Origin of the sequence: Actinosynnema sp. NPDC049800 (assembly GCF_040656635.1) — a bacterium.
GTDB lineage: Bacteria > Actinomycetota > Actinomycetes > Mycobacteriales > Pseudonocardiaceae > Actinosynnema.
Window position 1 is genome coordinate 1 of sequence record NZ_JBFAMT010000021.1, and the last position, 24,426, is coordinate 24,426.

The 24,426-nt window shown below is 74.4% G+C and carries 27 protein-coding genes; 17 read left to right on the top strand and 10 right to left on the bottom strand.

Annotated elements, in window-relative coordinates:
- Positions 1-231: 231 nt before the first annotated feature.
- Genes AB0I91_RS23510 through AB0I91_RS23520 form a run of 3 tightly spaced genes read left to right on the top strand, consistent with a single transcriptional unit; the run spans position 232 to position 2,695 of the window.
- Complete coding sequence (locus AB0I91_RS23510; RefSeq protein WP_499638809.1) at positions 232-1,593, top strand: HAMP domain-containing sensor histidine kinase; 1,362 nt, start codon at positions 232-234, stop codon at positions 1,591-1,593.
- A 50-nt stretch (positions 1,594-1,643) separates the two neighbouring features.
- On the top strand, positions 1,644-1,838 hold the full coding sequence (locus AB0I91_RS23515) for a hypothetical protein (RefSeq protein ID WP_498775616.1): 195 nt from the start codon (positions 1,644-1,646) through the stop codon (positions 1,836-1,838).
- 56 nt (positions 1,839-1,894) lie between these two features.
- Positions 1,895-2,695: an alpha/beta hydrolase gene (locus AB0I91_RS23520; protein WP_499638811.1), complete on the top strand. Its 801-nt coding sequence runs from the start codon at positions 1,895-1,897 to the stop codon at positions 2,693-2,695.
- Between the two features lies 1 nt (position 2,696).
- Here AB0I91_RS23520 and AB0I91_RS23525 read toward each other — a convergent pair whose 3' ends face one another.
- Both AB0I91_RS23525 and AB0I91_RS23530 read right to left on the bottom strand, forming a co-directional pair.
- Positions 2,697-2,903: a hypothetical protein gene (locus AB0I91_RS23525; RefSeq protein ID WP_498775620.1), complete on the bottom strand. Its 207-nt coding sequence runs from the start codon at positions 2,901-2,903 to the stop codon at positions 2,697-2,699.
- 267 nt (positions 2,904-3,170) lie between these two features.
- Positions 3,171-3,440 carry a hypothetical protein gene (locus AB0I91_RS23530; RefSeq protein ID WP_499638813.1) on the bottom strand — a complete coding sequence of 90 codons (270 nt, stop codon included), beginning with the start codon at positions 3,438-3,440 and terminating at the stop codon, positions 3,171-3,173.
- A 104-nt stretch (positions 3,441-3,544) separates the two neighbouring features.
- Between AB0I91_RS23530 and AB0I91_RS23535 the strand changes: the two genes are divergently transcribed.
- Positions 3,545-3,871: a helix-turn-helix domain-containing protein gene (locus AB0I91_RS23535; protein WP_498775624.1), complete on the top strand. Its 327-nt coding sequence runs from the start codon at positions 3,545-3,547 to the stop codon at positions 3,869-3,871.
- On the opposite strand, the gene AB0I91_RS23540 is transcribed toward AB0I91_RS23535, so the two are convergent.
- Together AB0I91_RS23540 and AB0I91_RS23545 are read right to left on the bottom strand one after the other, a co-directional pair.
- On the bottom strand, positions 3,851-5,959 hold the full coding sequence (locus AB0I91_RS23540; RefSeq protein WP_498775695.1) for an amylo-alpha-1,6-glucosidase: 2,109 nt from the start codon (positions 5,957-5,959) through the stop codon (positions 3,851-3,853). The genes AB0I91_RS23535 and AB0I91_RS23540 overlap by 21 nt on opposite strands.
- Positions 5,960-5,967: 8 nt before the next feature.
- Entirely contained in the window at positions 5,968-7,179 is a 1,212-nt protein-coding gene (locus tag AB0I91_RS23545; protein WP_499638815.1) for a glycosyltransferase family 4 protein, read from the bottom strand.
- A 130-nt stretch (positions 7,180-7,309) separates the two neighbouring features.
- Here AB0I91_RS23545 and AB0I91_RS23550 point away from each other — a divergent pair, with 130 nt between their 5' ends.
- From AB0I91_RS23550 to AB0I91_RS23560, 3 genes are read left to right on the top strand one after another with little or no spacing between them, the layout of a single operon-like run.
- The gene (locus AB0I91_RS23550; protein ID WP_498775628.1) at positions 7,310-8,176 is read left to right on the top strand and encodes a hypothetical protein; all 867 of its coding nucleotides are present in this window, start codon (positions 7,310-7,312) and stop codon (positions 8,174-8,176) included.
- Positions 8,177-8,184: 8 nt separating this feature from the next.
- The gene (gene cmtR / locus AB0I91_RS23555) at positions 8,185-8,517 is read left to right on the top strand and encodes a Cd(II)/Pb(II)-sensing metalloregulatory transcriptional regulator CmtR (RefSeq protein ID WP_499638817.1); all 333 of its coding nucleotides are present in this window, start codon (positions 8,185-8,187) and stop codon (positions 8,515-8,517) included.
- On the top strand, positions 8,514-9,188 hold the full coding sequence (locus tag AB0I91_RS23560) for a cation efflux transmembrane domain-containing protein (protein WP_499638819.1): 675 nt from the start codon (positions 8,514-8,516) through the stop codon (positions 9,186-9,188). Before cmtR ends, AB0I91_RS23560 begins: the two co-directional genes overlap by 4 nt.
- Positions 9,189-9,195: 7 nt before the next feature.
- On the opposite strand, the gene AB0I91_RS23565 is transcribed toward AB0I91_RS23560, so the two are convergent.
- Positions 9,196-9,855 carry a hypothetical protein gene (locus AB0I91_RS23565; RefSeq protein WP_499638821.1) on the bottom strand — a complete coding sequence of 220 codons (660 nt, stop codon included), beginning with the start codon at positions 9,853-9,855 and terminating at the stop codon, positions 9,196-9,198.
- Positions 9,856-9,961: 106 nt separating this feature from the next.
- Here AB0I91_RS23565 and AB0I91_RS23570 point away from each other — a divergent pair, with 106 nt between their 5' ends.
- From AB0I91_RS23570 to AB0I91_RS23585, 4 genes are all read left to right on the top strand, one after another.
- A complete protein-coding gene (locus tag AB0I91_RS23570) occupies positions 9,962-10,606 on the top strand; it encodes a helix-turn-helix transcriptional regulator (RefSeq protein ID WP_498775636.1) in 645 nt (214 codons plus the stop codon).
- Complete coding sequence (locus AB0I91_RS23575; RefSeq protein WP_499638823.1) at positions 10,603-11,694, top strand: alanine racemase; 1,092 nt, start codon at positions 10,603-10,605, stop codon at positions 11,692-11,694. Before AB0I91_RS23570 ends, AB0I91_RS23575 begins: the two co-directional genes overlap by 4 nt.
- A complete protein-coding gene (locus tag AB0I91_RS23580; RefSeq protein ID WP_499638825.1) occupies positions 11,691-12,620 on the top strand; it encodes an ornithine cyclodeaminase family protein in 930 nt (309 codons plus the stop codon). Before AB0I91_RS23575 ends, AB0I91_RS23580 begins: the two co-directional genes overlap by 4 nt.
- A 135-nt stretch (positions 12,621-12,755) precedes the next feature.
- A complete protein-coding gene (locus AB0I91_RS23585) occupies positions 12,756-13,253 on the top strand; it encodes a hypothetical protein (RefSeq protein WP_499638827.1) in 498 nt (165 codons plus the stop codon).
- 6 nt (positions 13,254-13,259) lie between these two features.
- Here AB0I91_RS23585 and AB0I91_RS23590 read toward each other — a convergent pair whose 3' ends face one another.
- From AB0I91_RS23590 to AB0I91_RS23605, 4 genes are all read right to left on the bottom strand, one after another.
- Positions 13,260-13,931, bottom strand: a complete 672-nt coding sequence (locus AB0I91_RS23590; protein ID WP_499638829.1) for a response regulator transcription factor — start codon at positions 13,929-13,931, stop codon at positions 13,260-13,262.
- A gap of 13 nt (positions 13,932-13,944) precedes the next feature.
- Entirely contained in the window at positions 13,945-14,517 is a 573-nt protein-coding gene (locus tag AB0I91_RS23595; protein ID WP_498775646.1) for a helix-turn-helix transcriptional regulator, read from the bottom strand.
- Positions 14,514-15,374 (bottom strand): type VII secretion protein EccE, encoded by an 861-nt coding sequence (locus tag AB0I91_RS23600; protein WP_498775648.1) that lies wholly within the window; start codon positions 15,372-15,374, stop codon positions 14,514-14,516. The genes AB0I91_RS23595 and AB0I91_RS23600 overlap by 4 nt, the downstream gene beginning before the upstream one ends.
- A gap of 190 nt (positions 15,375-15,564) precedes the next feature.
- The gene (locus AB0I91_RS23605; RefSeq protein WP_499617719.1) at positions 15,565-16,245 is read right to left on the bottom strand and encodes an AfsR/SARP family transcriptional regulator; all 681 of its coding nucleotides are present in this window, start codon (positions 16,243-16,245) and stop codon (positions 15,565-15,567) included.
- 40 nt (positions 16,246-16,285) lie between these two features.
- On the opposite strand from AB0I91_RS23605, the gene AB0I91_RS23610 reads away from it, so the two are divergent.
- Both AB0I91_RS23610 and AB0I91_RS23615 read left to right on the top strand, forming a co-directional pair.
- Positions 16,286-16,942: a response regulator transcription factor gene (locus tag AB0I91_RS23610; protein WP_498775652.1), complete on the top strand. Its 657-nt coding sequence runs from the start codon at positions 16,286-16,288 to the stop codon at positions 16,940-16,942.
- Positions 16,939-18,186, top strand: coding sequence for a sensor histidine kinase (locus AB0I91_RS23615; protein WP_498775654.1), 1,248 nt, complete (start codon positions 16,939-16,941; stop codon positions 18,184-18,186). The genes AB0I91_RS23610 and AB0I91_RS23615 overlap by 4 nt, the downstream gene beginning before the upstream one ends.
- Here the strand turns inward: AB0I91_RS23615 and AB0I91_RS23620 are convergent.
- The gene (locus AB0I91_RS23620; RefSeq protein ID WP_499617717.1) at positions 18,173-18,601 is read right to left on the bottom strand and encodes a hypothetical protein; all 429 of its coding nucleotides are present in this window, start codon (positions 18,599-18,601) and stop codon (positions 18,173-18,175) included. The two genes, AB0I91_RS23615 and AB0I91_RS23620, sit on opposite strands and share 14 nt — an antisense overlap.
- Positions 18,602-18,665: 64 nt before the next feature.
- Between AB0I91_RS23620 and AB0I91_RS23625 the strand changes: the two genes are divergently transcribed.
- From AB0I91_RS23625 to AB0I91_RS23640, 4 genes are read left to right on the top strand one after another with little or no spacing between them, the layout of a single operon-like run.
- On the top strand, positions 18,666-20,447 hold the full coding sequence (locus AB0I91_RS23625) for a fibronectin type III domain-containing protein (RefSeq protein ID WP_499638832.1): 1,782 nt from the start codon (positions 18,666-18,668) through the stop codon (positions 20,445-20,447).
- A complete protein-coding gene (locus tag AB0I91_RS23630; RefSeq protein ID WP_499638834.1) occupies positions 20,444-21,409 on the top strand; it encodes an AAA family ATPase in 966 nt (321 codons plus the stop codon). Before AB0I91_RS23625 ends, AB0I91_RS23630 begins: the two co-directional genes overlap by 4 nt.
- 3 nt (positions 21,410-21,412) lie before the next feature.
- A complete protein-coding gene (locus AB0I91_RS23635) occupies positions 21,413-22,459 on the top strand; it encodes a DUF58 domain-containing protein (RefSeq protein ID WP_499638836.1) in 1,047 nt (348 codons plus the stop codon).
- Positions 22,456-24,420 carry a transglutaminase TgpA family protein gene (locus tag AB0I91_RS23640; RefSeq protein ID WP_499638838.1) on the top strand — a complete coding sequence of 655 codons (1,965 nt, stop codon included), beginning with the start codon at positions 22,456-22,458 and terminating at the stop codon, positions 24,418-24,420. The genes AB0I91_RS23635 and AB0I91_RS23640 overlap by 4 nt, the downstream gene beginning before the upstream one ends.
- Positions 24,421-24,426 lie beyond the last annotated feature (6 nt).

Sequence of the window (24,426 nt, forward strand, 5' to 3'; positions counted from 1 at the left end):
CCGGGCAGGCCTGGCGGGAAAAGCGTCCGCCAAGCCTGCCCGGCTTCGACCAGCCTATGGCACCCGAACCCATGTCAAATCGGGCCTAGGTGCGGCGGTTCCGGGTCCGTTGTGGGCGGGCGGGGGTGGTGCGTCCGGTGGGTGCGCGGCGGGGGCGTTGTGGGCGGGCGGGGGTGGTGCGTCCGGTGGGTGCGCGGCGGGGGCGTTGTGGGCGGGTGGGAGTGAGGGCTGATGCGTCGGTTCTCGTTGCGGTGGCGGGTCGCGTTGGTCATGGGGCTCGGGTCGGTGTTGTTGACCAGTGCGGTGGCGGTGGCGGTTTGGAATCTCACGGCCGGCTACATGTTGCGCCAGCGGGAGCAGAGCGCGGTGCGGCAGGCCGAGGTGAACGTGAGGTTGGTCGACGCGGCGTTGAGCAGTGGCTCGGACGGGTTGACCGGGTTGTTGACCGGGCTGACCACGGGGCCCGACTCGACCGTGCTGCTGTTCCACGACGGCCAGGTGCTGACCAGCGGGCGGCAGGTGGACGCGCGGGCGTTGCCCCGGAGGCTGGTCGACCTGGGCAGGGAGGGCACGCCCGCCGCGCAGCGGCTCGTGGTGGAGGGCATCCCGGTGCTGGCGGTGCCGTTGCCCATCGAGTCGACCGACGGGGCCTACGTCGAGTTGGCGCCGCTGGTGCAGTTGGACCGCACGTTCCGCTTCCTCAGCGCCCTGCTCGTGGCGGTCACCGTGGTCAGCGGCTTGCTGGGGGTAGCGCTGGGCTCGTGGGCCAGTCGGCGGGCGCTGCGGCCGTTGACCGAGCTGACCAAGGCCGCCTCCCGGATCGCGGGCGGTGACTTGGGGGCGCGGTTGCCCACCCAGACCGACCCCGACCTGACGTCGTTGGCCGCCACGTTCAACGCGACGGCCGAGGCGCTCGAGCAGCGGGTGCGGCGGGACGCGCGGTTCGCGGGCGATGTCAGCCACGAGTTGCGGTCGCCGTTGACGACCATGGTCAACGCCGCCGAGGTCCTGCGCCGACGCCGCGTGGAAGTGCCGGGCACGGCGGGCAAGGCGCTCGACCTGCTGACGTCCGAAGTGGACCGGTTCGCGCGGATGGTGGTGGACCTGCTGGAGATCTCCCGGGCCGACCAGGGCGCCGAGGACCCGACGTCGGAGACGATCGACCTGGCGACGCTGGTGGCCAACGTCGTCGCGGCACGTCCGGGTGGTCCGGTCGAGGTGGACACCGGGTCGCCGCCGCCGCGGGTGCTCGGCGACCGCCGCCGGCTGGACCGCGCCGTGGACAACCTGCTCGACAACGCCGAGCGGCACGCGGGCGGTGTGGTGCGGATCGGGGTGTTCGCGCGGGACGGCAAGGTGCGGATCGAGGTGGACGACGCCGGACCCGGGGTGCCGCCCGAGCTGCGCGACCGCGTCTTCGACCGCTTCGACCGGGGCGCGCGGGCCGGGCGTCGTGGCGCGGACACGGGGAGCGGGCTCGGGTTGGCGCTGGTCGCGCAGCACGTGCAGCGGCACGGTGGCACGGTGCGGGTGGAGGACCGGCCGGGTGGCGGAGCCCGGTTCGTGGTGGAGCTGCCGGAGGCCGGAGGATGAAGGTCGGGAAGACGGAGGGCGGGAAGACGGAGGGCGGGAGGACGAAGGTCGTGACGATCTTGCTGGCGGCGTCGGCGCTGGTCGTGTCGGCGCTGGTCACGGGGTGTGGCGTCACCACCCAGGACGAGCCGCAGCCGTTGGTCACGTCCACCGCGAACCCGGTGCCGACGCCGACGCTCACCCAACGCCCCGATCCCACCACCTCGACCACGTCGACCACGTCCGCTCCGACGTCGACCACGTAGGCGATAGCCGGCCCTGTCGGCGGAACGTGCGGCGCGCGGGCCCGGATGATGGGGTGATGCGCAGGCGGGTGTTGTCGGTGGTGGCGGTGGTGGCCATCATCGTGACCGTGGTGTTCGGTGGCGCGTTCGCGTTCCAGCGCAAGCTCATCTACCTGCCGACCGGTGGGCCGTTGCCGAGTGCGGGTGAGGTGTTGGACGGCGGGCGGGACGTCACGTTGACCACGGCGGACGGGTTGAGGTTGGCGGCTTGGCACTTCCCCGTGGAGTCGGCGCGGGCGACGGTGTTGGTCGCGCCAGGCAACGCGGGCAACCGCCGGCTGCGCCTGCCGCTCGCCCGGGCGTTGACGGCGCGCGGGCTGTCGGTGTTGTTGATCGACTACCGGGGTTACGGCGGCAACCCCGGCGATCCGACGGAGGCCGGGCTGGCGCTGGACGTGCGCGCGGCCCGGGAGCACCTGGTCCGCGACGCCGGTGTGCCGGCCGACCGGTTGATCTACTTCGGCGAGAGCCTGGGGTCGGCGGTGGTGGCGGAGTTGGCGGTCGAGCACCCGCCGGCCGGGTTGGTGCTGCGGTCGCCGTTCACGGACCTCGCCTCGGTCGGCGCGCGCCACTACCCGTTCCTGCCGGTCCGGTGGCTGCTGCTGGACGAGTTCCCGACCGAACGGCTCGTGGCGCGGGTGGACGCGCCGGTCACCGTCGTCTACGGCACGGCGGACTCGATCGTCCCGCCCGAGCAGAGCCGAGCGGTGGCGGCGGCGGCACGGGGGCGGTCCGTCGAGGTCACGGGGGCCGACCACAACGACCGCGTGCTGCTGGACGGCACGCGGTTGGTCGAGGCGATAGCCGGGGCCGCGTGAGCTACCAGGCGTCCTCCGGCCCGTCGTCGGGCAGCGGCACGACGCGGTTCTGGTCGGCGACGTCGGCCGGGTCGGCCTCGGGCACCTCCGGCGGCTCGGGGGCGTTCGCCCGGCCGACGGCGGCCTCCTCGTCGATGATCCCGGTGTCGGGCTCGGGCTCGACGGTGCGCAGCTGATCGGGCACGTCGTTCCACGGCTTCTCGGTCACGGTGATCCTCCACAACGGCGCGGGCACAACGGCGCGGGCAGGGCGCCGCCCGCTGCGACCAGCGTCGCAGCGGGCGGACGGATGCGACGTTCAGCAGGGGATTCACACACCATCGGGGGACTCAAACCCGTGGCGCCCGGCGAATCGCGCCACGAGGCGCGGGCCGGGCAACCGCGCCCGGGAAACCGGTGGTGCGAGCACCGTGAAGACCCCCGCTCCCACTCCGGATCACCTCCTCGGATCGATCACGGATCGCTGTTCGAACAGTCACTGTCGAGAGGTGGGGTGGCGGAGGGACCGCTGACGCGGCGGTGGGGATCGCTCGCGCGGGTCGACCCGGTGGGGCGGGCGGACCGCGGGAGAACCCGGCCGGTCGGGGTCGGTGGACGGTAGCCGCGCGGTGGACCGGGGGCGGTGCTCGGTGGAGCCGTGGAAGTTGGCCGCGATGATCGCGGCGAACTCGGCGTCGAGCCACTGCCGATCCGCCAGGACCACGTCGGCGAAGCCGGTGGTCCACACGCCACTCGTGCCGATCACGTCGATCACTCCCGGGCCGCGTTCACCTGGTCACTGACCGATATACCTTTCTTATAGCCACCGCTGTAGGTAGTGTCAAGTACCCGGTGGCGGAGGGAGCCGACGTGGCCCTGCACGAACTCGACGACGTCGACTTCCCGGCCTACTCGATCGGTCAGGCGGCCGACCTGCTCGGCGTGCGGCAGGCGTTCCTGCGCAGCCTGGACACCGCCGAGCTGGTCCGACCGCACCGCTCCGCGGCCGGGCACCGCCGCTACAGCCGCAGGCAGCTCGAACTCGCGCAGCGGGTGCGGGCGCTGTTCGACCAGGGCCACTCGCTCGCCGCGACCACGCGCATCCTGGAGCTGGAGGACGCGCTGGCCGCGGCGCGCGCGGAGATCGCCGACCTGCGGGGCAGGCTCGGCGCCGGGTCAGGTGGTCCAGTCGGCTGACAGGCCGGAGACGGCGGCCTTCTCGCCGGTCGCGCTGATGTGCGCGGTCTCGTCGCCCAGCCTGAGGTCGGTCAGGGTCAGCTCGCCCCAGCGCGGTGGCAGGTGCGGATCGGTGGTCAACGTCCTGTTCGGCACGTGGGGCTCCAGGCCCAGGCAGGAGCGGACCAACAGCAGCGGTGACGCGCTGGCCCACGCCTGCGGCGAGCACGACGTCGGGTAGGGCACGGGTGGGCTGAAGTCGTCGCGGGAGAAGCCGCAGTACAGCTCGGGCAGGCGTCCGCCGAACGCGGCGGCGGCGTCCAGCAGGCCGTCGGCCAGGCGGTGGGCGAGGTCGACCGCGCCGGGCAGGTGGGCGTAGCGCAGCAGCCCGGCCACCGCGATGGCCGTGTCGTGCGGCCAGACCGAACCGTTGTGGTAGCTCATCGGGTTGTAGGCGCCCATCGAGGACGCGAGCGTGCGCAGGCCGTAGCCGGTGTCCATGTCGGGCTCGGCCAGCCGCCGGATCACCGCGGCCGCGTGCTCGTCGGTCGCGATGCCCGACCACAGGCAGTGGGCGACGTTGCTGGTCAGCGCGTCGACGGGCTGCTTGCGGCCGTCGAGCGCGATGGCGTACCAGCCCCGGTCCGGCAGCCAGAACGCCTCGGCGAACCGGTGGCGCAGCTCGTCGGCGCGGTGGCGCAGGCGGGCGGCGGTGACCTCGTCGCCGAACCCCTCGGCCAGCTCCGCCCGCGCCCGGAACGCCGCGTACGCGTAACCCTGGACCTCGCACAGCGCGATCGCCGGGATGGCGGGTCGGCCGGAGGCGTCGTTGACGCCGTCGAAGCTGTCCTTCCAGCCCTGGTTGGCCAGGCCCCGGTCGGTGGCCCGGCGGTACTCCACGAACCCGTCGCCGTCGCGGTCGCCGTACCGGTCGACCCACGCGAGCGCGGCGTCGGCGGCGGGCAGCAGGGAGCGCACCACGTCGGGGTCCGCGCCCCACCGCCAGACCTCGGCCAGCAGCATCACGAACAGCGGCGTGGCGTCGACCGTGCCGTAGTAGTGGTTGCCGCCCAGCACCGCCGTGCTGTCCGGACCCAGCCGCAGCTCGTGCAGGATGCGGCCGGGCTCCTCCTCGGTCAGCGGGTCGACCACCTTGCCCTGCGTCTCGGCCAGGGTCTGCAACGTGCCCAGCGCCAGGCCGACGTCCAGCGGCAGCGCCATCCACGCGGTCAGCAGGCTGTCGCGGCCGAACAGGGTCATGAACCAGGGCGCGCCGGCGGCGACGAACGGTCGGCCGTCGCGCGTCGGGTCGTGGATCTGGAGCGCGCCGAGGTCGCTCTCCGTGCGGCGCAACACCCCCGTCAACACCGGGTCGCTCGCGGTGACCAGCGTGCTGGCCGCGCGCCACGCCCGGATCTTGCGCGCGGGCCCGCTGGCCTCGATCCGCTCGCCGCGGTGGAACTGGGGCTGCACCGGCCGGCCGGACACGGTCGGCTGCACGGCCACCTCCGTGGACCACCGGCCGCCGGCGGGCACGACCACGTGCCAGCTCAACGCGCCCGGCACCACCACGGGCTCGGCGGTGGCGGTGACCGACACCCCGCGCGAGCCGTCCTTGCGGTCGCGCAGCACGAGTTCCGACCCGGCGGCGGTGGTGTCGGAACCGCCGTGCGCGACCCGGCCCTCCTTGACCGCGAACAGGTCGGCGAAGTCGGCGTCCACGTGCAGCTCCAGCCGCACGGCGGTGGCTTCCCGGCCCAGGTTGTCGACCGTGATCGTCTCACGCATCCCGTCGCCGACCAGCCGTTCGCGCACCAGCAGCAGGGTGCTGTCGGCGAGGCCGGCGGCGGGTGGGCGGCGCAGCGCGAACCGCGCGGCGAACGCCTCCGGGTGCGAGACGGACAGCGGGTGCGGCGTGCGGCCGTCCAGCCGGAGCTGCCAGCGCGACACCACGCGCGCGTCGCGGAAGAACAGGCCGTGCGGCGTGCCGGGCTCGATGTCGCCGGTGCCGGTCGAGAGGCAGAAGGTGCTGCCCTCGACCAACGTCGTGGTGCCGCCGACGTCGCCGGTGAACGCCGGCTCGCCCGCGTTGAGCGGTTCCGGTGGCAGGTCGGCCGTCACGCGCGGTCCCCCGAGGCGTGCAGGGCGGGCCCGCCGTCGGTGTTGCGCTGGTAGACCCGGTCGAGCGCGTTGTCCAGCGCGGCGTAGTCGCGGCGCAGCGCGGTGAGCGAGCCGTCGGTGTCGAGCGCCGCCCGGTAGGCGGCCTCGTAGCCCGCGCCGAGGCCGTCGACGTCGAAGCGCGCGGCGACGTGCGCCCGGCAGGCGGCCGGGTCCAGGTCGCGCACGTCGTGCAGCGCGGCCACCAGTTCCTCGGGATCGTCCCGGACCAACCCGGTCACGCCGTCCACCACCACCTCCGGCACCGCGCCCGCCCGCAGCGCCACCACCGGCGTCCCGCAGGCCATCGCCTCGATCATCACCATGCCGAACGGCTCTTCCCAACGGATCGGGAACAGAAGACACCGCGCGGCGGAGAGGAGGTTGCGCTTTTCGGTCGCATCGGCGACGCCGAAGACGTGGTCGCGCTCGGTCAGCCGGGGGCGGACCTCGGCCTCGAAGTACTCCTTCTCGATCGGCTCGGCGCACTTGCCCGCCAGGACGAGCGGCACACCGGCGGCGTGGGCGGCCTCCAGCGCCAGGTGCGGCGCCTTGTCCGGGTGGAAGCGCCCGAGGAACAACGCGTAGTCCTCTTTCCGGGAGCGGAACGGCCAGTCGCGCAGGCGCAGCGCGTTGTGCACGGTGGCGACCCAGTTCAGCTCCGGCGCGAGCACGCGCTGCCGGTCGCTGATCGCGACGAGACCGACGTCCTCGCCCAGTTCCCGGTAGTAGCGGCGCAGGTCCGCGTCGACGGGGCCGTGGACGGTGGCCACGGTCGGCAGGCCCATCGCGGCGAACGCGGGCGCGTTGAGCGGACCGGCGAGGGTGTGGTCGTGCACGACGTCCAGGCCCCCGGCGGCGGCGAGCCGTGCGATCTCGCGGCGGACCGCCGCCGCGTGCACGACTTCGGGGAACGGCTCGCCGAGGCGTTCGGGGATCGTGCGGTCCCAGACGGGGACGAACCGGGCCCTGGTGCCGGGTCGCCCCGCGCCGAGCAGGGTCACCGAGTGACCGCGGGCGACGAGCGAGTCGGCGAGATCGGCGACGACGGCCTCCACGCCGCCGTAGGCCTTGGGCGGCACGTCGAAGTACGGTGGGGCGACGAGCGCGACGCGCAACCGGTCGCGGACGGCCTGGTGGGAAAGCGTTGCGGTGGAAGACAGGTTGCTCAAGTCGACCTCCGAGGCGGCAGGCGGACCACTGTTGGCACTCTTCGACCGAGAGTGCTAACAAAGATCGTGGGCGGTGCGCAACACCCACCGCCGCGAACATGACGTCGATCACGGGAGAGGTGCAGCGGTGGTGGCGGTGGACGGAGACCTGGTGCCGTTGCGGGCGGACTTCGACGTCGTGTGGCGCGGGTACGACCGCGGCCACGTGCGGCGCTACGTCGAGGGCGTCGAAGCCGAACTCCGCGTGCTGGCGGTGGATCGCGACGCGGCCGAGGCCCGGGCCGACGACCTCGCCCGCCAACTCGAGACCGCCCGCGCGGAGATCCGCGTGCTGCGGGAGCACGTCGACCGGATCTCCCGCACGCCGATCGAACCGGACGCGCTCACCGAGCGGTTGCGGCGCATGGCGGAGCTCGCGCACGAGGAGGCGGCCGAGATCACCGCGCGGGCGCGGGCCGTCGCCGAGAACCACTGGGCCACCGCGGAACGGGCCGCGACGCGGGCGCGCGAGCGGTCGGAACGGCTCGTCGCCGAGCTCGACGCGCAGCGGCGGCAGGCGGAGGCCGAGCACCGGAGGTCGATGCGGGAGGCCGGTGAGCGGATCCTGGCCGAGACGCGGGAGGCCGAGCGGCGCCGGCGTGAGCTCGACGAGCGGGCGGCGGCCGTGCGCGAGGAGGTCCGGGTCGACTTCGAGTTGGCGATGGCCGCGCGGCGGGCCGAGTCGGCGGCGGCACTGGCCGCCCAGGAGGCCGCCGCGCGGGCGCGGGCGGATCAGCTGGTCCGCGCGGCGGAGGAGCACGCGCGGCGGATCGTGACCGAGGCGCGGCAACGGGTGGACGAGCTGCGCGCCCGGCGCGACCGCATCGCCGCCGGGTTGCGCGACGCGCGGGAGCTGCTGGCCGAGGCGAACCCGTTGCTGCACGCGCCGCTGGACGAGATCCCCGCCCAGCGAACGGGCTCGGAGCCCGTCCCTGAAAGTACAGCGGAGGCTGTATAGTTCGGCTGGTGCTGACGTGTGAAACGCGCGAGACGGCGCTCGCCCGGCTCGGCCGGGCGCTGGCCGACCCGACCCGGTGCCGCATCCTGGTCGCCTTGCTGGACGGTCCCGGCTACCCGGCGCGGTTGGCCGAGCAGTTGGGCCTGAGCAGGTCCAACGCCTCCAACCACCTGTCGTGCCTGCGCGGCTGCGGGCTCGTCGTGGCCACCTACGAGGGTCGGCAGGTGCGCTACGACATCGCCGACCCGCACCTGGCCCGCGCCATCGGCGAGCTGCTCGACGTGGTCCTCGCCGTCGACCCGACGCAGGACTGCGTGGACGACGCGGTGGTCGCGCGATGACCGCCGAGACGTCACCCACGCCGACGTCCACGTGCGCGGACGGCTGCTGCGCCGTAGAGCCGAAGCCGGTCCTGGCGCCGGACCGCCGCGCCGCGCTCACCCGGCGGGTCCGCCTGCTGGTGGCCGCCACGATCACCTACAACGTCGTCGAGGCGGTGATCGCGATCAGCGCCGGCACGATCGCCTCGTCGACCGCGCTGATCGGCTTCGGCCTCGACTCCGTGGTGGAGGTCGCCTCCGCCACCGCCGTCGCCTGGCAGTTCTCCGCCAAGGACCACGAGGCCAGGGAACGGGTCGCGCTGCGCGTGATCGCCCTGTCGTTCTTCGCGCTGGCGCTCTACGTGGCGGTCGAGTCCGTCCGCGCCCTGCTCGGCGCTCAGGCCGCCGACCACTCCGCGGTCGGCATGGTCCTCGCCGCCGTCTCGCTGGTCGTGATGCCGGTCCTCTCGCGCGCCCAGCGCACGGCGGGCCGCGAGCTCGGCTCGACGAGCGCCGTCGCCGACTCCAAGCAGACGTTGCTGTGCACGTGGCTGTCCGCCGTCCTGCTGGCCGGGCTGGTCCTCAACAGCGCCCTCGGCTGGTGGTGGGCGGATCCGGTGGCCGCGCTCGTGATCGCCGCCGTGGCGGTCAAGGAGGGCCGCGAGGCCTGGCGCGGCGACCACTGCTGCTGACGCGCGGCTACCCGGCCCCGCCGAGGCCGAGCCGGCCGCCACCGTCCGGGAGCGGTGGCGGCCCCGGGCGCACGAGCAGCACCACGTTCACGCCGGCCACCAGCACCAGTCCGGCGAGCGCGACCCAGAAGCCCACCGCCGTGCCGACCACTTCGCCCGCCCGGCCCACCACGTCGACGCCTCGCGCGGACGGCAGGTGGACCAGCCAGGTCGCCTCCTGCTCCGCCAGCGAGACCAGCCGGCCCACCAGCGCGACCTCGGTGGCCACCAGCAGCGCGGCCGCCACCGACGCGACCGCCGCCGTGAGGATCGCCCGCAGCCTCCACACGCGCACGAACATGGTCAACAGGCCGAGGCCCATCACGACCGCCGTCGCGATGCCCCACACCCGCACCGCACCCCTCGGCGCCGCCTCGCTCGCCATGCCCGCGTTCGCCTCCGGCGACAGCTCGAACACCCCGCTGACCGAGAAGTCGGGATCGCCGCCGGTGACCACGTCGGCGCCCGACACCGAGACGCTGACGGCTCCCGACCCCTCCGGGAGGTCGGCGGGCAGCGAGCACGACGCCGTCGCCATGGGCAGCACCAGGAACAGCAACGCCACCAGCAGCAAGCCGGTCGGCCCGGCCCACACCTGAACCCGCTTGACCTCGCCGTCCGCCGCCATGAGAACGCACGCTAGGGCGCGCTCGCACCGCTCCCCGCGCCGTGGCCGCAACCGGCCGGCTCAGACAGAGTGTCCAGAAGCCGGACTTTGTGTCTAGACTGCGGGCATGACGGCGGACGTGATCCTCGCTGCGCTCAAGGGCGTGGTGCCCGGGTTGGCGGCGACGTTCGGGCGGTCGTGCGAGGTGGTGCTGCACGACTACCGGCAGCCCGACCACTCGGTGGTCGCGGTGGCGGGCGACGTGACCGGGCGGCGCGTCGGCGGGGCCATGAGCGAGATCGGGCTGGCCGTGCTCGCCGCCGGCGACGAGGCGGTCGACGAGCTCAACTACCTGACCCGCACGCCCGACGGGCGGTTGGTCAAGTCGTCCACCATGCCGTTGCGCGACGAGCACGGCACGGTGTTCGGCGCGCTGTGCGTGAACCTGGACGTGACGGCGTTGCGCCAGGTCGGCGACCTGCTCGCGGACCTGGCCGGTGGTGGCGGCGCGCCGACGACCACGACGTTCAGCGACGACGTCGAGGAGGTCGTCGACGCCGTCGTGCGCGCCGAGGAACTGGCCTTGGCCAAACCGGTGGCGGGCCTGGGCAGACCCGAGCGCCTGCGCCTGCTGCGCGCCCTCGACCGGCGTGGCGTGTTCCACCTGCGCGGTGCGGCGCCGAAGGTCGCGGCACGGCTCGGCATCTCGCGCGCCTCCCTCTACGCCGACCTGGCCGCGTGCCGGACCGAACCGACCGATGAGGAGCGATGACCCCCTACCTGCTCGTGGACGAGGCGAAGGTGCGGCGCAACGTCGACCGCCTGCGCGCCCACCTCGACGCGCTCGCCACCCCCCTGCGCCCGCACGTGAAGACGGCCAAGTCGGTCGACGTGGCCCGCTTGGTCTTCGACGGCGGCACGGGCCCCATCACGGTCTCGACGCTGCGCGAGGCCGAGGCGTTCGCGGACGCGGGGTTCACCGACATCGTCTACGCGGTCGGCATCGCGCCGGCCAAGCTGGACCGGGTGCTGGCGCTGCGGCGGCGCGGCGTGGACCTGGTGGTGCTGCTGGACAACGTCGCGCAGGCCCGTGCGGTGGCGGAGGCGTCGGCCGCGTCCGGGATCGTGATCCCGGCTCTGATCGAGGTCGACTGCGACGGCCACCGGGGCGGCGTGCTGCCCGGCTCCCCCGACGTCGCGGAGATCGCCGCCGCGCTCGACGGCGCGGAACTGCGCGGCGTGCTGACCCACGCCGGCGAGTCGTACTTCTGCTACACCCGCGACGCCCTGGTGAAGGCGGCGGAGGCCGAACGCGCCGCCGCCGTCCGCGTGGCCGAGGACCTGCGCGCGGCGGGGCACGCGTGCCCGGTGGTGAGCATCGGCTCGACGCCGACCGCGCACGCCGTGACCGACCTGACCGGCGTGACCGAGGTCCGCGCGGGCAACTTCGTGTTCTTCGACCTGGTGATGGCGGGCATCGGCGTGTGCTCGGTGGCCGACCTCGCGCTGTCCGTCGTGGTCACGGTGATCGGCCACCGACCGGGCCGGATCATGACCGACGGCGGCTGGATGGCCACCTCGCGCGACCGCGGCACGTCCCGCCAGCCGGTCGACCAGGGCTACGGCCTCGTCGCGCCGCTGGACGGCCCGCCGTTCGAGGACCTGCTGATGACCGACGCCAGCCAGGAGCACGGCACCCTGGCGATGCGGCCCGGCAGCGACCGGCCGCTGCCCGACCTGCCGGTGGGCACGCAGGTCCGCGTGCTGCCCAACCACGCGTGCGCCACGGCCGCGCAGCACGACGCCTACCGGCTCGCCGGCGACGCGGGCACGACGTGGGAGCGGGTGAACGGCTGGTGATCTTCCTGTCGGAGGAGGAAACGCGCGCGCTGGTGACCCGGGAGCTGGCCTACGAAGCCGCCCTGTCGGCGTTGCTGGAGGCGGCGGGCGGCGGCGTGCAGTTCCCGGCCGTGGTCGGTCACGGGTCCTCGCCCGCCAACCGGTTCACCGTCAAGTCGGCCGCCGCGGCGCGGGCGGCCGGGGTGAAGATCGGCAGCTACTGGCCGGGCAACACCGAGCGCGGGCTGCCGCGGCACAACTCGGTGATCCTGCTGTTCGACCAGTCCACCGGCCGGATCGCGGCGGTGATCGAGGCGGGTTTCGCGAACGCGTTCCGCACCGCCGCGGCCGACGCCGTGGCCGCCGACGTGCTGGCCCGGCCGGACGCGCGGTCGTTGGCGGTCTTCGGCACGGGTCCGCAGGCGTGGCACGAGTGCGTGGCGCTGGCCCGCGTGCGCGACCTGGCGGTCGTCCACGTGGTGGCGCGTGACGCCGGCCGGGGCGCGCGGTTCGTGGCCGACCTGGCGGCCGAAGGGCTGCCGGCGGTGCTGACCGGGGCCGAGGAGGCGTGCCGGTCGGCGGACGTCATCGTCACGGCGACGACCGCCCGCGCCCCGCTGTTCGAGGCGGGGTGGGTGCGGCCGGGCACGCACGTGGCGAGCATGGGCTCCGACGGCAAGGGCAAGCAGGAGCTGCCGGTGGAGCTGCTCGCGTCCGCGCGGCTGTTCTGCGACTGGCCCGCGCAGTCCGCGGCGATCGGCGAGTTCCAGCACGTGCCCGACGCCCGGCCGACCGCGTTGGGCGACGTGCTCGCGGGCCGTGCGGCGGGTCGGACGTCGCCCGAGGACGTGACGGTGTTCGACAGCTCGGGCATCGCGTTGCAGGACCTGCACCTCGGCGTGGCGCTCCTGCGCGCCGCCGGGCTCACCCCGCCACCAGCGGGGTGACCGCGGGTCGGGTGCGGCGTCGCGGACGGTCGCGGAGTCCACTGTGGACTCGTGGGCGCGCCGCTCGGACCGTGCGGCTTGGCAGGTTCCGGCCGTGGCGGGGGAGGTCGCGGGGAACCTGCCACGCTTGACGGCATGACACCCTCCGCTGTGGACCGGCTGCTGCTCGCCGGCGGGCTGCTCGCCGCGCTGGCCACGGCGGGCTGCGACACCGTGTCAGGCACCGCCGTTCCCGCTCCGATGACCAGCACCACGACCACGACGACCACCACCACCACTCCCCCGGCGCCGACCGCCGCCGACGGCACGAACTACGCGGCGTGCGCGGACGGGACGTGCGAGGTGGCGTTGTCCGGCCCGGTCGACATCCCGCTGGGCGGGGCGGCCGGGCCGGGCACGTTCGCGGTGCGCGCGGTGCTGGCGGACGGGATCGAGTTCGAGCTGACGTCGGCCATCGGCGGTGGCAGCGGTTCGCTGAAAGGGCACTGCACGGCCACGTTCGTGCCCGGTGGCGGCGGCATGTCGTGCTCGAACAAGCCGTCCCCGCCGCCCGAGCCCCGCGCGGGCGTGCTCGCCGTGCAGATGGTCGGCGTCACGGGCGGGACGGCGGTCGTGCGGCTGGTCACCGGGTGACGCGCCTCAGCCGAGCTGGTAGCCGACCTGCCGCACGGTGTGGATGAGCGGCGGCTGGCGCAGCTTGCGGCGCAGCCCGGCCATCAGCACGTCCAGCACGTTGGTCGCGGGCTGCGCCATCTCGTCCCACGCGTGCCGGATGAGGTCGGCGCGCGACACCGGCCGCCCCGCGTTGGCCAGCAACAGCTCCAGCACCAGGTACTCGCGCCGGGTCAACGTCAGCAGCACGCCGGCGCGCCGCACCTGGCGCGCGCCGGCGTCCAGCTCCACGTCCGCGTGCCGCAGCACGGCGGGCCGCTCGATCTCGCGGCGGTGGCACAGCAGGCGCACCCGCACCACCAGCTCCTCCATCGCGAACGGCTTCACCAGGTAGTCGTCGCCGACCTCCAGGCCCTCCACCCGGTGGCCCACGCCGTCCAGCGCGGTGAGGAACAGCACCGGCACCCGCAGCCCGGACCGCCGCCGCTGCCGGACGTAGGCCAGGGTGTCGACGCGGCCCGACGTGCCGCGGGCGGGAACCATGCGGTCGAGCACCGCGCAGTCGTAGGAGTTGACCGCCAGCGCCTCGTCCGCGCCCGCCAGGTCCGCCGCCGTGTCGACCGCGAAACCCGCGCCCCGCAACGACACCGCCACCGCGAACAGCAGGTCCGTCTCGTCCTCGGTCACCAGGATGCGCACGTCACCACCGTAGTCACCCGGCGCGTTGCAGCAGCCAGCCCCGGTCGGCGGCCTTCGCGCCCGCCTGGAACCGGCTGCGCGCGCCGAGGCGGTTCATGATGTCGGCGACCATGCGCCGGACCGTGCGGACCGAGACGTCCAGCCGGGCGGCGGCGGCCTCGTCCGTGCTGCCGGCGAACAGCAGGGTCAGCAGCTCCTGCTCGCGCCGGGACAGCTCGCAGTCGTCGGCCACGTCGTAGGCGGCCACCGCCTCCGGCCAGACCCGCTCGAACAGCTCGACCGCCGCGCGCACCACGCTGGGCAGCCGGAACACCGCGACGCCCTGGTCGGCCGGCAGCACGGCCGCGACACCGTCGACGACGACCGCGTCCATCGGGACCTGCGGCAACGTCCGCACGTCGCACGGCGCCAGGGCCAGCGCGGAGGGCCGCAGCGCGTCGGGCAGCAGGACCCGGTAGCGCACGCCGCGCCGCAGGTTGGCCTGGTCGATCCGGCGCAACGACATCCCGCCGGTGGCCATCACGACGACTTCCGCGCGGGCCTTGGCGAGCAGCGCGTCCACGCCGGTCGGCAACACCTTGATCACAGGACACCTCCGATGAGCAGCGAGGCGGCGACGCCCCGGGCGTGCAGTCCATCCAGTCGTTCGAGTCGTACGTGTGCGGAGAGCACGCCGACGGCCGCTTCCACGGCGGCTTCGGCGGCTCCCGCGATGCGCAGCACGGCGTCGTCCGCGGTCAGGGCGACGGTCACCGCGACGCCGGGCGCGGCGGTGAGCAGCCAGTCGACGGCGGCGCGCGCGGTCGTGCCGGGCAGCCGGAAGCAGGCCTGCGCGACGGGCCCGCTGTGCCAGTAGCGCCAGTCCTCGCGGACTTCGCGGTGCCCGGTCACGTGACCGAGCGCGGCGATGGTGGTGACCAGGTCCTCCTCGGCGAGCAGGTCGGTGGTCACGCCGCGGCGGCGCAGCTCGCGGCGGGTGCGGCGGGTCGAGTTGCCGAGCACGCGGACCACCTCGTCGTCGTGCCAGAGCTCCGGCGTCCGCTTCGCCTGCACCGCGACCCAGGCCCGCGGTCGCCGCACCTGGCCGCGCCCGACGTGCAGGACGACCCGGACGTCCGGCCCGGCCAGCCCGGCGAGCACGCGGGGAGCGGCCAGCCGCGGTCGCAACACCGCCACCACCCCGCCGGGCCCGTGCACGTGGTCCCCCTCCACCCACGCGCCGGGCGCGACGACCTCCAACAACCCCCCGCTGCGCCGCCGCCGGACCCGGAACGCCACGTACCGCCCGACCCACTCGGACACCCACCGCCGCCGCCACCGGCCCAACGCCGAGACCAGCACGACCGCCGCCGCGACCCACAGCGGAACCGCCACGGGCCAGGGCGATCCGACCCCGAACAGCACCGCGAGCACGGCGAGCTGGGCGCACACGAACCTGGTCATCGCGATCCCCCCGACACCCGGACCCGGTTCGAACGGGCAGGACGAACGCCGGGCCCGCGGACCAAGCCACCCGAACCGCGTGCCAGGCCGCCACCCGCGCCCGAACCGCGGCCCGGCACCGACAACGGCCCAGCCGTCCATCCCACACCGACACAGACACCAACACCGGCACCGCGAGCACGACCCCGCATCACGCGGCCACCTCCCGGCGCGCCCGCACCAGCTCCGGCCCCGGCTCGACACCCAGCTCGGCGGCCAGGAAGTCGCACACCCGCTGGTACTCCGACAGCGCGTTCGCCCGCCGACCGGCCGCGTGCAGCGCCCGCACCAGCCGCGCCCACGCCCCCTCCCGCAACGGGTCCTCCGCGGTCAACGTCCGCAGCACGGCGATCGCCTCGCCGTGCCTGCCCACCGCCGCGTACGCGTCCGCCAGCCGCTCCCGCAGCTCCCACCGCAGTTCGCGCAGCCAAGCCGTCGCCGCCAACGCCGTCTCCGCCCGCAACTCCGCGAACGGCGCGCCCCGCCACAACTCCAGCGCCGACGTCAGGCAGTCGACGGCCTCCGGCGGGCTCACCCGAGCGGACCGGTCCAGCAGGGCACGGGCGACGTCGGCGTCCACCTCGCCCGGCGCGACGTGCAGCCGGTAGGACCGCGGCCTGGCGTCGATGCGCCCCGCGGGCACGACCTGCCGGAGCTGCCAGACGTAGGTGCGCACGTTCCGCGAGGCCGACGGCGGAACGGCCTGTTCCTGCCAGATCTCGTCGATCAGCTCCTCTAGGCTGACCCAGGCGTTAGCGTGCAGGAGCAACGTGGCCAGCAGGGTGGCGGGCTTGCGCGGCCCGTCTTGCGGGCCGAGGACTCGGAAGATCACGCCACGAACGATCCGTCACGACACATGAGGTTCTGATGACATGCGGGTGATGGTGGTGGAGGACGACGAGAACCTCCGGGTCGCCGTGGCGGCCGAGTTGCGCGGCGCCGGGCTGGACGTGGACACCGCGGCCGACGTCCCCGCCGCGGATCGCGCGTTCGCCCGCACCGACTACGCGTGCGTGGTGTTCGACCGGATGCTGGGCGACGACGACGCCATCGACTACGTCCAGCGACAACGCGCACGCGGCTGGACGACGCCGGTGCTCTTCCTCACCGCGCGGGACACCGTCGGCGACCGGGTGGCGGGCTTCGCCCACGGCGGCGACGACTACCTGGTCAAACCGTTCGCCGTCGAGGAGTTGACCGCCCGGGTGCACAAGCTGTGCCGCCGCGCGGGCGTCGGCCGGCCGGCCGTGCTGCGCCACGCCGACCTCGAGGTGGACTGCATCCGGCACGAGGTGCGCCGCGCCGGCGTGCTGCTGTCGTTGTCCGGCCTGGAGTTCGCGGTGCTGGAGTACCTCGCCGCGCACGTCGGCCAGGTGGTCACGCGCACCGACCTGATCGAGCACTGCTGGGACGACGAGCCCATGGCCAACGTGGTGGAAGCCGTGATCAAGAGACTGCGCCGCAAGCTGCACGGGCCCGAGCTGATCCACACCGTCCACGGGCACGGCTACCGGCTGGGCGCCGCATGAGCGGCGGCGCGAGCGGCTCCGCGGCGCGCTTGCGCAGCCTGCGACGGCTGCTCACCGTGCTGTTCACCGCGATGAACACCGCCGGGCTGCTGGTGTTCGCCATCCTGGTGATCCAGAACGACGGCGAGCAGGGCATCGACAAGCTGGACGCCGACCTGCACCGCGTCACCGACGTGGTGAGCAGGCTCATCGACTACGACGACTCGTTGATCACCGCGGACCTCGTGGGCGACCCCGTGAACCGCAACTGCCCCCAGTTCGTGATCCTCTCCGGCGGCGCCACCCGCGAGTTCGGCAGCCACCGCAGCGAACGCACCTGCGTGAACGCCGACATGGGCGTGCTCAGCGCCCTCGCGACCACCGCCGTGAGCCAGGAAGTCCTGGTGACCGGCCCGAAGGACGGCCTGCGGGTCCGCGCCCAGCCCGTGAAGACCGCGGACGACGAGGTGGTCGGCGCGATCGTCGCCTACACCGACCTCGCCCCGGAACGGGCGCGCCACCTCGGCACGGTGTGGCGCGTGGTCGGCGGCTGCCTGGTCCTGGTGATCGCGCTCGGCCTCGCCGGGCACGTGCTGTCGGGCCGCGCGATCCGGCCCGCCGCGGCGGCGTTGGAGCAGCAAGAGGTGCTGCTCGCCGAAACCGCGCACGACCTGCGGACACCGGTGGCCGCGCTGCGCGCGTTGGCCGAGACCGCGATGCGCAACCCCGACCAGCACGCCGAACTGCTGCCGCGCACGGTGGGGCTGGCCGCGCGGATGGGCGGCATCATCGACGGCCTGCTGGTCCGGGCCCGGCTGGCGGCGGGCGTCGAGCACCTGGCGATCCAGCCGATCTGGCTGGACCAGCTCGTCGCGGTGGTGGTCGAGGAGACGCCCGCGCCGGACGTCGAGGTCACCGTCGCCGCCGCGCCGACCATGGTCAACGCCGACCCGACCCTGCTGCAACGCGCGATCGGCAACCTGCTGGCCAACGCCCTGCGGCACGGTCGCCGCCCGGACGGCGACGCGAAGGTGCACATCACCGTCGCGGGCGGCCGGGTGACGGTGGCCGACAACGGGCCGGGCATCGACCCGGAGGCGGCCGAGCGCGTGTTCGACCGGTTCACCACCTCCGGCGCGTCCGCCGGGCTCGGGCTCGCGATCGTGCGCTGGGTCGCCCTGGCGCACGGCGGCACGCTGCGGGTCTACAACGCCGAGGAGGGCGGGGCGATCTTCGAGCTGTCCCTGCCGGTCAGCGGACCGTGAACGTCTCCCACGGCTTGAGCCGCACCCAGTCGTCGTCCAACCGGTACGCGAGGTAGTACGTGTACCGGCCGGGGGTGTCGAAGGAACGCCGGAACGCGATCTCCTGCGTGGTCGTGCCGACCGCGTGGTCGCGGATCTCGTCGAAGTCGTGCGAGGTGTTGGTGGAGCGCTGCACCACCTGGACGGTGAGCGCGCGCACAGTGATCGGCCGGTCGGCGGCGACCGAGGCGCGCACCACGACCTCGTCGCCCGCCTCGGGCAGCCGGGGTTCCAGGCTGAGCGTGGCGACGACGGTCGGCGTCGGCGGCAGCTCGGCGACGGGGACGTCGCGCTCGCCGGTCAGCACGACCGCGAGGACGAGCACCACCACCAGCGCCGGCACGCCGAGGAGCAGCAGGAACCGGGAACGAGACAAGGGCTGGACCGTTTCTGTATCGGGTGCCATACGCTACGTGATCGCAGACTAGGGGGTCGGTGTTATGGGGAGATCCGCGAAGTGGCGTGGCCGGGCGCCGGTCGCCTTGTTGACCGCGGCCAGCCTCACCGTGGTCGGCTTGGCCATCGGTGGCGCGTCGGGCGTGCCGGAGCTGGAGTTCCTGAAACCGGGGCACTGGGTGCTGAACTCGGCGCTGGGCAAGGTGTTCCACGTCGACGGCTCGACCAAGCAGGTCAACGCCGAGGTGGCCGTGCCGGGCGCCGACCGGGGCAGCCTGGTGGTGCAGAGCGACACCAGCGGCTACGTCGTCGGGCGCGGCAAGTACACCGAGTTCGGCAAGTCCACGCTGCGGGTGGAGGGGACCACCGCCGCGCCGACCGACGACGAGGTGCCGGTCGCGCTGGAGGTCGCGGGCGGCCCGTACCTGGTCTACCGCGAGGCGGGCAAGGTGGTGCGCCTCGGCACCGACCACGCGGAACCGATCTCGACCAACGAGCCGCTGGGCAACCCCGTGGCCACCCCCGACGGCACGGTGTGGCTGCACTACACGCAGAGCGGCCGGCTGTGCCGGTTGTCGCCGGGCACCACCGCGCCGTCCTGCCCGGCGACGGTGGCGGAGGGGCACACGGGCGGGCTGTCCGTCGTCGCCGACAAGCCGGTGTTCGTCGACACCACGTCCGACACGATGCACCTGGCCGAGGACATGAGCCGGATGAGGCCGCTCGGCGCGGACGTGCCCGACGACGCGAAGATCGGCCCCGGTGACGTGGCGGGCCGCGTGCCGGTGCTCGACCCGAGGGGCAAGCTGCACCTGGTGGACAGCGCGGACGTGGTCGGCGACCGCCCGCCGGCGGAGACCGTCGTCGTGCAGCTGGAGCCGGGCGACTACACCGCGCCGTTGACCACCGGCACCACCGTGGCGGTGCTCGACCAGCGCAACGGCACGCTGCACACCTACGACAGCACCGGCGGCAAGCACCAGAAGACGCCCGTGCCCGCCGAGCGCGGCACGCCCAGGTTGACCAAGGGCGACGACACGCGCGTCTACGTCGAGAGCGGCGAGGGCAAGCACGTGCTCATCGTCGACCCCGAGGGCAAGGTGACGCCGGTGCCGGTGAACGGCACGCAGCTGTCCGCGTCCCGAGGGCAGTCGCCGACGGAGACGACGACCCAGACGACCGACCAGCCGGTCGGCACCCAGCCACAGGCCCCGCTGCCGACCTCGCAGCAGCCGACCCGCCGGCAGACGCCGCCACCGCCGCCGGTGGTGCCGGCCAGCCCGCCGGGCGCGCCGAGCGGCCTGACCGCCACCGCGGGCAACGGCACCGCGTCGCTGGCCTGGGGCGCGGCTCCGGACAACGGCGCGCCGGTCACGGCCTACCACGTCTCGTGGAACGGCGGCGCGCAGACGGTCGGCGGCGGCACCCGCGCCTTCACCGCGAACGGCCTGGCCAACGGCACCGCGTACACGTTCACCGTGACCGCCCAGAACTCGGCCGGCCGGGGTCCGGGCTCCCAGGCGAGCGCCACGCCGTTCCAGGTGCCCACGATCACGATCTCGCGCGGCGCGGACAGCAACGACGGCTGCGAACCACCGGACTGCTCGCTGATCCACATCGAGATGCGCGGGTTCGCGCCGAACACCGACTACGACATCATCCCCTACTCGACCAAGTGGGGACAGTTCAACACCGGCCACGGCACCCGCACCGACGCGCAGGGCAACAAGACGACCAGCCGGTTCGCCTTCAGCGGTGTCGGCCAAGAGGTGTGGGTGGTCGCCGGTGGCGTCACCTCGAACCGCTTGTACTGGGAGGACCGGTGACCGTGCCCAACCCCACCGCGCCCAAGGCGACCCGGGCGTACCAGGCCATCGCGGACAACGTGCAGCGCGTCGTGCGCGGCAAGCCCGAGGTGGTGCGGTTGGCCGTGGCCGCGTTGCTGGCCGAGGGGCACCTGCTCGTCGAGGACGTGCCCGGCCTGGGCAAGACCACGTTGGCGCGCTGCCTGGCGCGCAGCGTGGGCGGCACGTGGAGCCGCATCCAGTTCACCCCCGACCTGCTGCCGGGCGACGTCACCGGTGTGACCGTGTACCACCAGAAGACCGAGCGGTTCGAGTTCCACCCCGGCGGCGTGTTCGCCAACGTGGTGCTGGCCGACGAGGTCAACCGGGGCACGCCGAAGACCCAGTCGGCGCTGCTGGAGGTGATGAGCGAGCGGCGGGTCACGGTCGACTCGACGGCGCACGAGGTGCCGCACCCGTTCCTGGTGGTGGCCACCCAGAACCCGATCGAGATGGAGGGCACGTACCGGTTGCCCGAGGCGCAGCTCGACCGGTTCCTGATGCGGTTGTCGGTCGGGTACCCGGACCTGGCCGCCGAGGTGCTGGTGGTGATGAGCGACGCCGCGCGGGTCGGGCCGGACGACCTCGAACCGGTGATCGACGTCCCCGCGCTGCGCGAGGCGATCACCGAGGTCCGCGGCTCGCACCTCGCGCCCGCGATCGTCGAGTACGCCGTGCGGCTCGCGGCGGCCACCCGGGAGCACGCCGCCGTGCGCTGGGGCGCGAGCCCGCGCGGCAGCATCGCCCTCGTGCGGGCGGCGCAGGCGTTGGCCGCGACCGAGGGTCGGCTGTTCGTGACGCCGGACGACATCAAGGCCGTGGCCGAGCCGGTGCTGGCGCACCGGTTGGTGCTGACGCCCGACGCGGAGCTGAACCAGCGGCGGCCCGCCGAGGTGGTCGCGGAGGTGCTCGGCACGGTCGCGGCACCGTTCGCGGCGGGCTGACCGGTGCGGTTGACCCGGCGCGGCGTCGCCGTGCTCGTCGTGGCCCTGCTGTGCGGTGTCGGCGGTCTGGTGGCCGGCTACCCGTTGTTCCAGGCGTTGGCCGGGCTGTCGGTGGGCGCGGTGCTGGCGGCGTTCCTCGTCGCGGCCCGTCGTCCGCGCGTCGACGTGCGGCGTGACGTCTACCCCGACCGGGTCGAGCGCGGCAAACCCGCGCTGGCGCGGCTGGACGTGCGGCACGCGGGCGGCGGCTTCACCGCGCGGGACCGGTGCGGTCCGCACGTGCGCGCCGTAATCGTGCGGGCGGACGCGGTGTACCGGTACGAGCTGCCGACCACGTCGCGCGGCAGGCACACCGTCGGCCCGCTGGCGATCGAACGCGCCGACCCGCTCGGCCTGGTGCGCAACCTGGTGGACACCGGCGACACGGTGACGCTGTGGGTGCACCCCCGGCTGCACCCGGCGCGGCCGTTCGCGGGCGGCTACCGGCGGCACCACCACGACGGCCCGACCACCGACCAGTCCCCGCGCGGCTCGCTGGACCTGCGCGAGGTGCGCGAGTACGTGCCCGGCGACGAGGTGCGGCTGGTGCACTGGAAGGCGACCGCGCGGACCGGGAAGCTGATGGTGCGCGACTACGCCGACCCCGACCAGCCGCGGTTCACGCTGCTGCTGGACACCCGGCACGCCAAGGGTTTCGAGGAGGCCGTGGAGATCGCCGCGTCCCTGCTGCACGCGGGTGTCGTCGCCGGTCGGCACGGCCGGCTGCTGACGCCGTGCGGGGTGGACGTGACGGTGCGGGGCGGTGTGGTGGGCGCGCGGCGGTTGATGGACGAGCTGTGCGTGCTGGACGTGCGGCCGGGGTCGGCGTTGCCGTCCCGTCCGCCCGGCAGCCTGGTGGTGGTGACCGCGGGTCCGCTGGACGCGATCGCGCCGTTGCGGCCCGATGTCGTGTTCTCGCTCGGCGGTCCCGGCGAGGTCGCCGACGCGCGGGTGATCTGGGCGCCGGACGCCGAACGGGCGGTGCGGCGGTGGAACGAGGCGGTGGGGTGAGCGTGGTCGTGCGGGGATCGGTCGCCGTGTACGCGGCCGCCGCGGTGGCGGGTCTGCTGTTCGGGCCGGTGTTCGGGGTCGGCGCGTTGCTGCTGCCGGTCGGCGCGGCGCTGCTGCCCGCGTTGGGCGTCACGTTGTGGTTGCGGTCGAGTGAGGCGTGGCGTGCGGTGGCGGCGGCCGTGGCGGGGCTGGCGGGGCTGCTCGTGGCGTTGCGCGCCGACCCGTCGGCGGTGCTCTCGGGCGTGACGGGGTCGTGGCGCCTGGCGTTGCAGACGACGTGGCCGGCGCGGCCGGAGCCCGAGGTCGTCGTGTTCGTGCCGCTGCTGGTGCTGGCCGCCGCGGTGTTCGGGGTCGAACTGCTGCTGCGGCTGCGCGCGCCGCTGGTCTCGCTCGTGCCCGCGTTGGGTGTGGTGGTGTTGAGCCAGGCCTACGCGGCGGCAGGTGGGGTGGCGGCGATCCTGGCGGCGCTCGCGTTCGCGGCGTGCGGTGTGGTGGTCGTGGCGCGGGACGTGCCGTGGGCGGCCGTCGCGCTGGGCGTCGTCGGCGCGGTGGCGCTGGGTGCGGTGTCTACGGGTCCGGCCTGGTCGTTGCGGACGGGTGAGTCCGCGCCGCTCGCGTCGCCGCGGGTGGCCAGTCCGCTGGACCTGGTGGCGTCGCGGTTGGCCGACCCGTCTACGCCGGTGTTCGAGTACGCGTCGGCCGACGCGGAGCCCGTGGACCGGTGGCCGATCGCGGTGCTGGACGAGTTCGACGGGGTGAACTGGACGCCCGGCGGCGAGCTGCGGCGGATGGGCGCGGGGCTGCCGGACGACGTCGGCGGTTCGGTCACCCGGTCGGCGCGGGTGGAGCTGCTGGGGTCGTTGGGCGGTCCCTGGCTGCCGAGCCAGCCGCGTCCGGCCGCCGTGGACGGGGTGGACGCGCTGGTCGACCCCGCGCGTGGCACGTTGCTGGCGGAGCGGCCTTCGACGTACACGGTGACGTGGTGGGAGCCGCGGGTCGACCCGGTGTCGTTGATGGGCAAGGCGATCGACCCGGCCGCGCCGGGCGGGTTCGCCGGTGTCGGCGCGGTGCCGGCCGGCGTGGAGGCGGTGGCGCGGGACGCGGTGGCCGGCATGCGGTCGTCGTTCCAGACGGCGTTGGTGCTGGAGCAGTTCATGCGCCGCGAGTACGAGCTGGTGACGTCCGGCGACCTGCCGACCGGGCACGGTTGGCCGCAGTTGGAGCGGTTCCTGCTGGTCGACAAGCGCGGCACGAGCGAGCAGTTCGCGGCGGCCTACGTGGCGATGGCGCGGCTGCTGGCGATCCCGGCGCGGCTGGTGGTCGGGTTCGCCGGGTCTGGTGACGAGTCGGTGGTGCGCAACGGTGACGCCATGGCGTGGCCCGAGGTGGCCGTGGCCGGTGTCGGGTGGGTGGCGCTGGACCCGACGGGGTCGGCGCGGGTGTCCTCGGCTTCGGCGGGGTTGGCCGAGGTGACGGAGGAGGCGCGCGACCAGCTGCCGCCGGTGGAGGACCTGGCGCCGCCCGTGCTGCCGCCACCGGGCGCCGGCGACGTCGCCCCGCCGGTGCGGGTGCCGTGGGGGGCGTTGCTGTGGTTGGTCGTCGTGCCGCCGGCGGGGTGGTTGGTCGGCGTGCCGCTGGTCGCCGGGGTGCGGTCGTGGCGTCGGCGGCGTTCCGGGACGGTGGCGGACGCGTGGGCCGAGGTGCGGGATCGCCTGCGGCGGCACGGGGTGGCGGTGACGTCGGCGATGACGGTCCGGGACGCCGCGGTGGCCGCGCGGCCGGTCGTCGACCGGTCCACAGTGGACGCGTTGTCGGGCCTGGCGATGGCGGTGGACGCCACGATGTGGTCGGGTGCGCCGGTCGACGCGCGGGTGCACGCGTGGGCCTCGGTGCGGGCGGTGCGGTCCGGGTTGGCCCGTCGTCCGCTGAAGGCGCGGTTGCGGGCGCTGCTCCGGTACTGAGCCGGT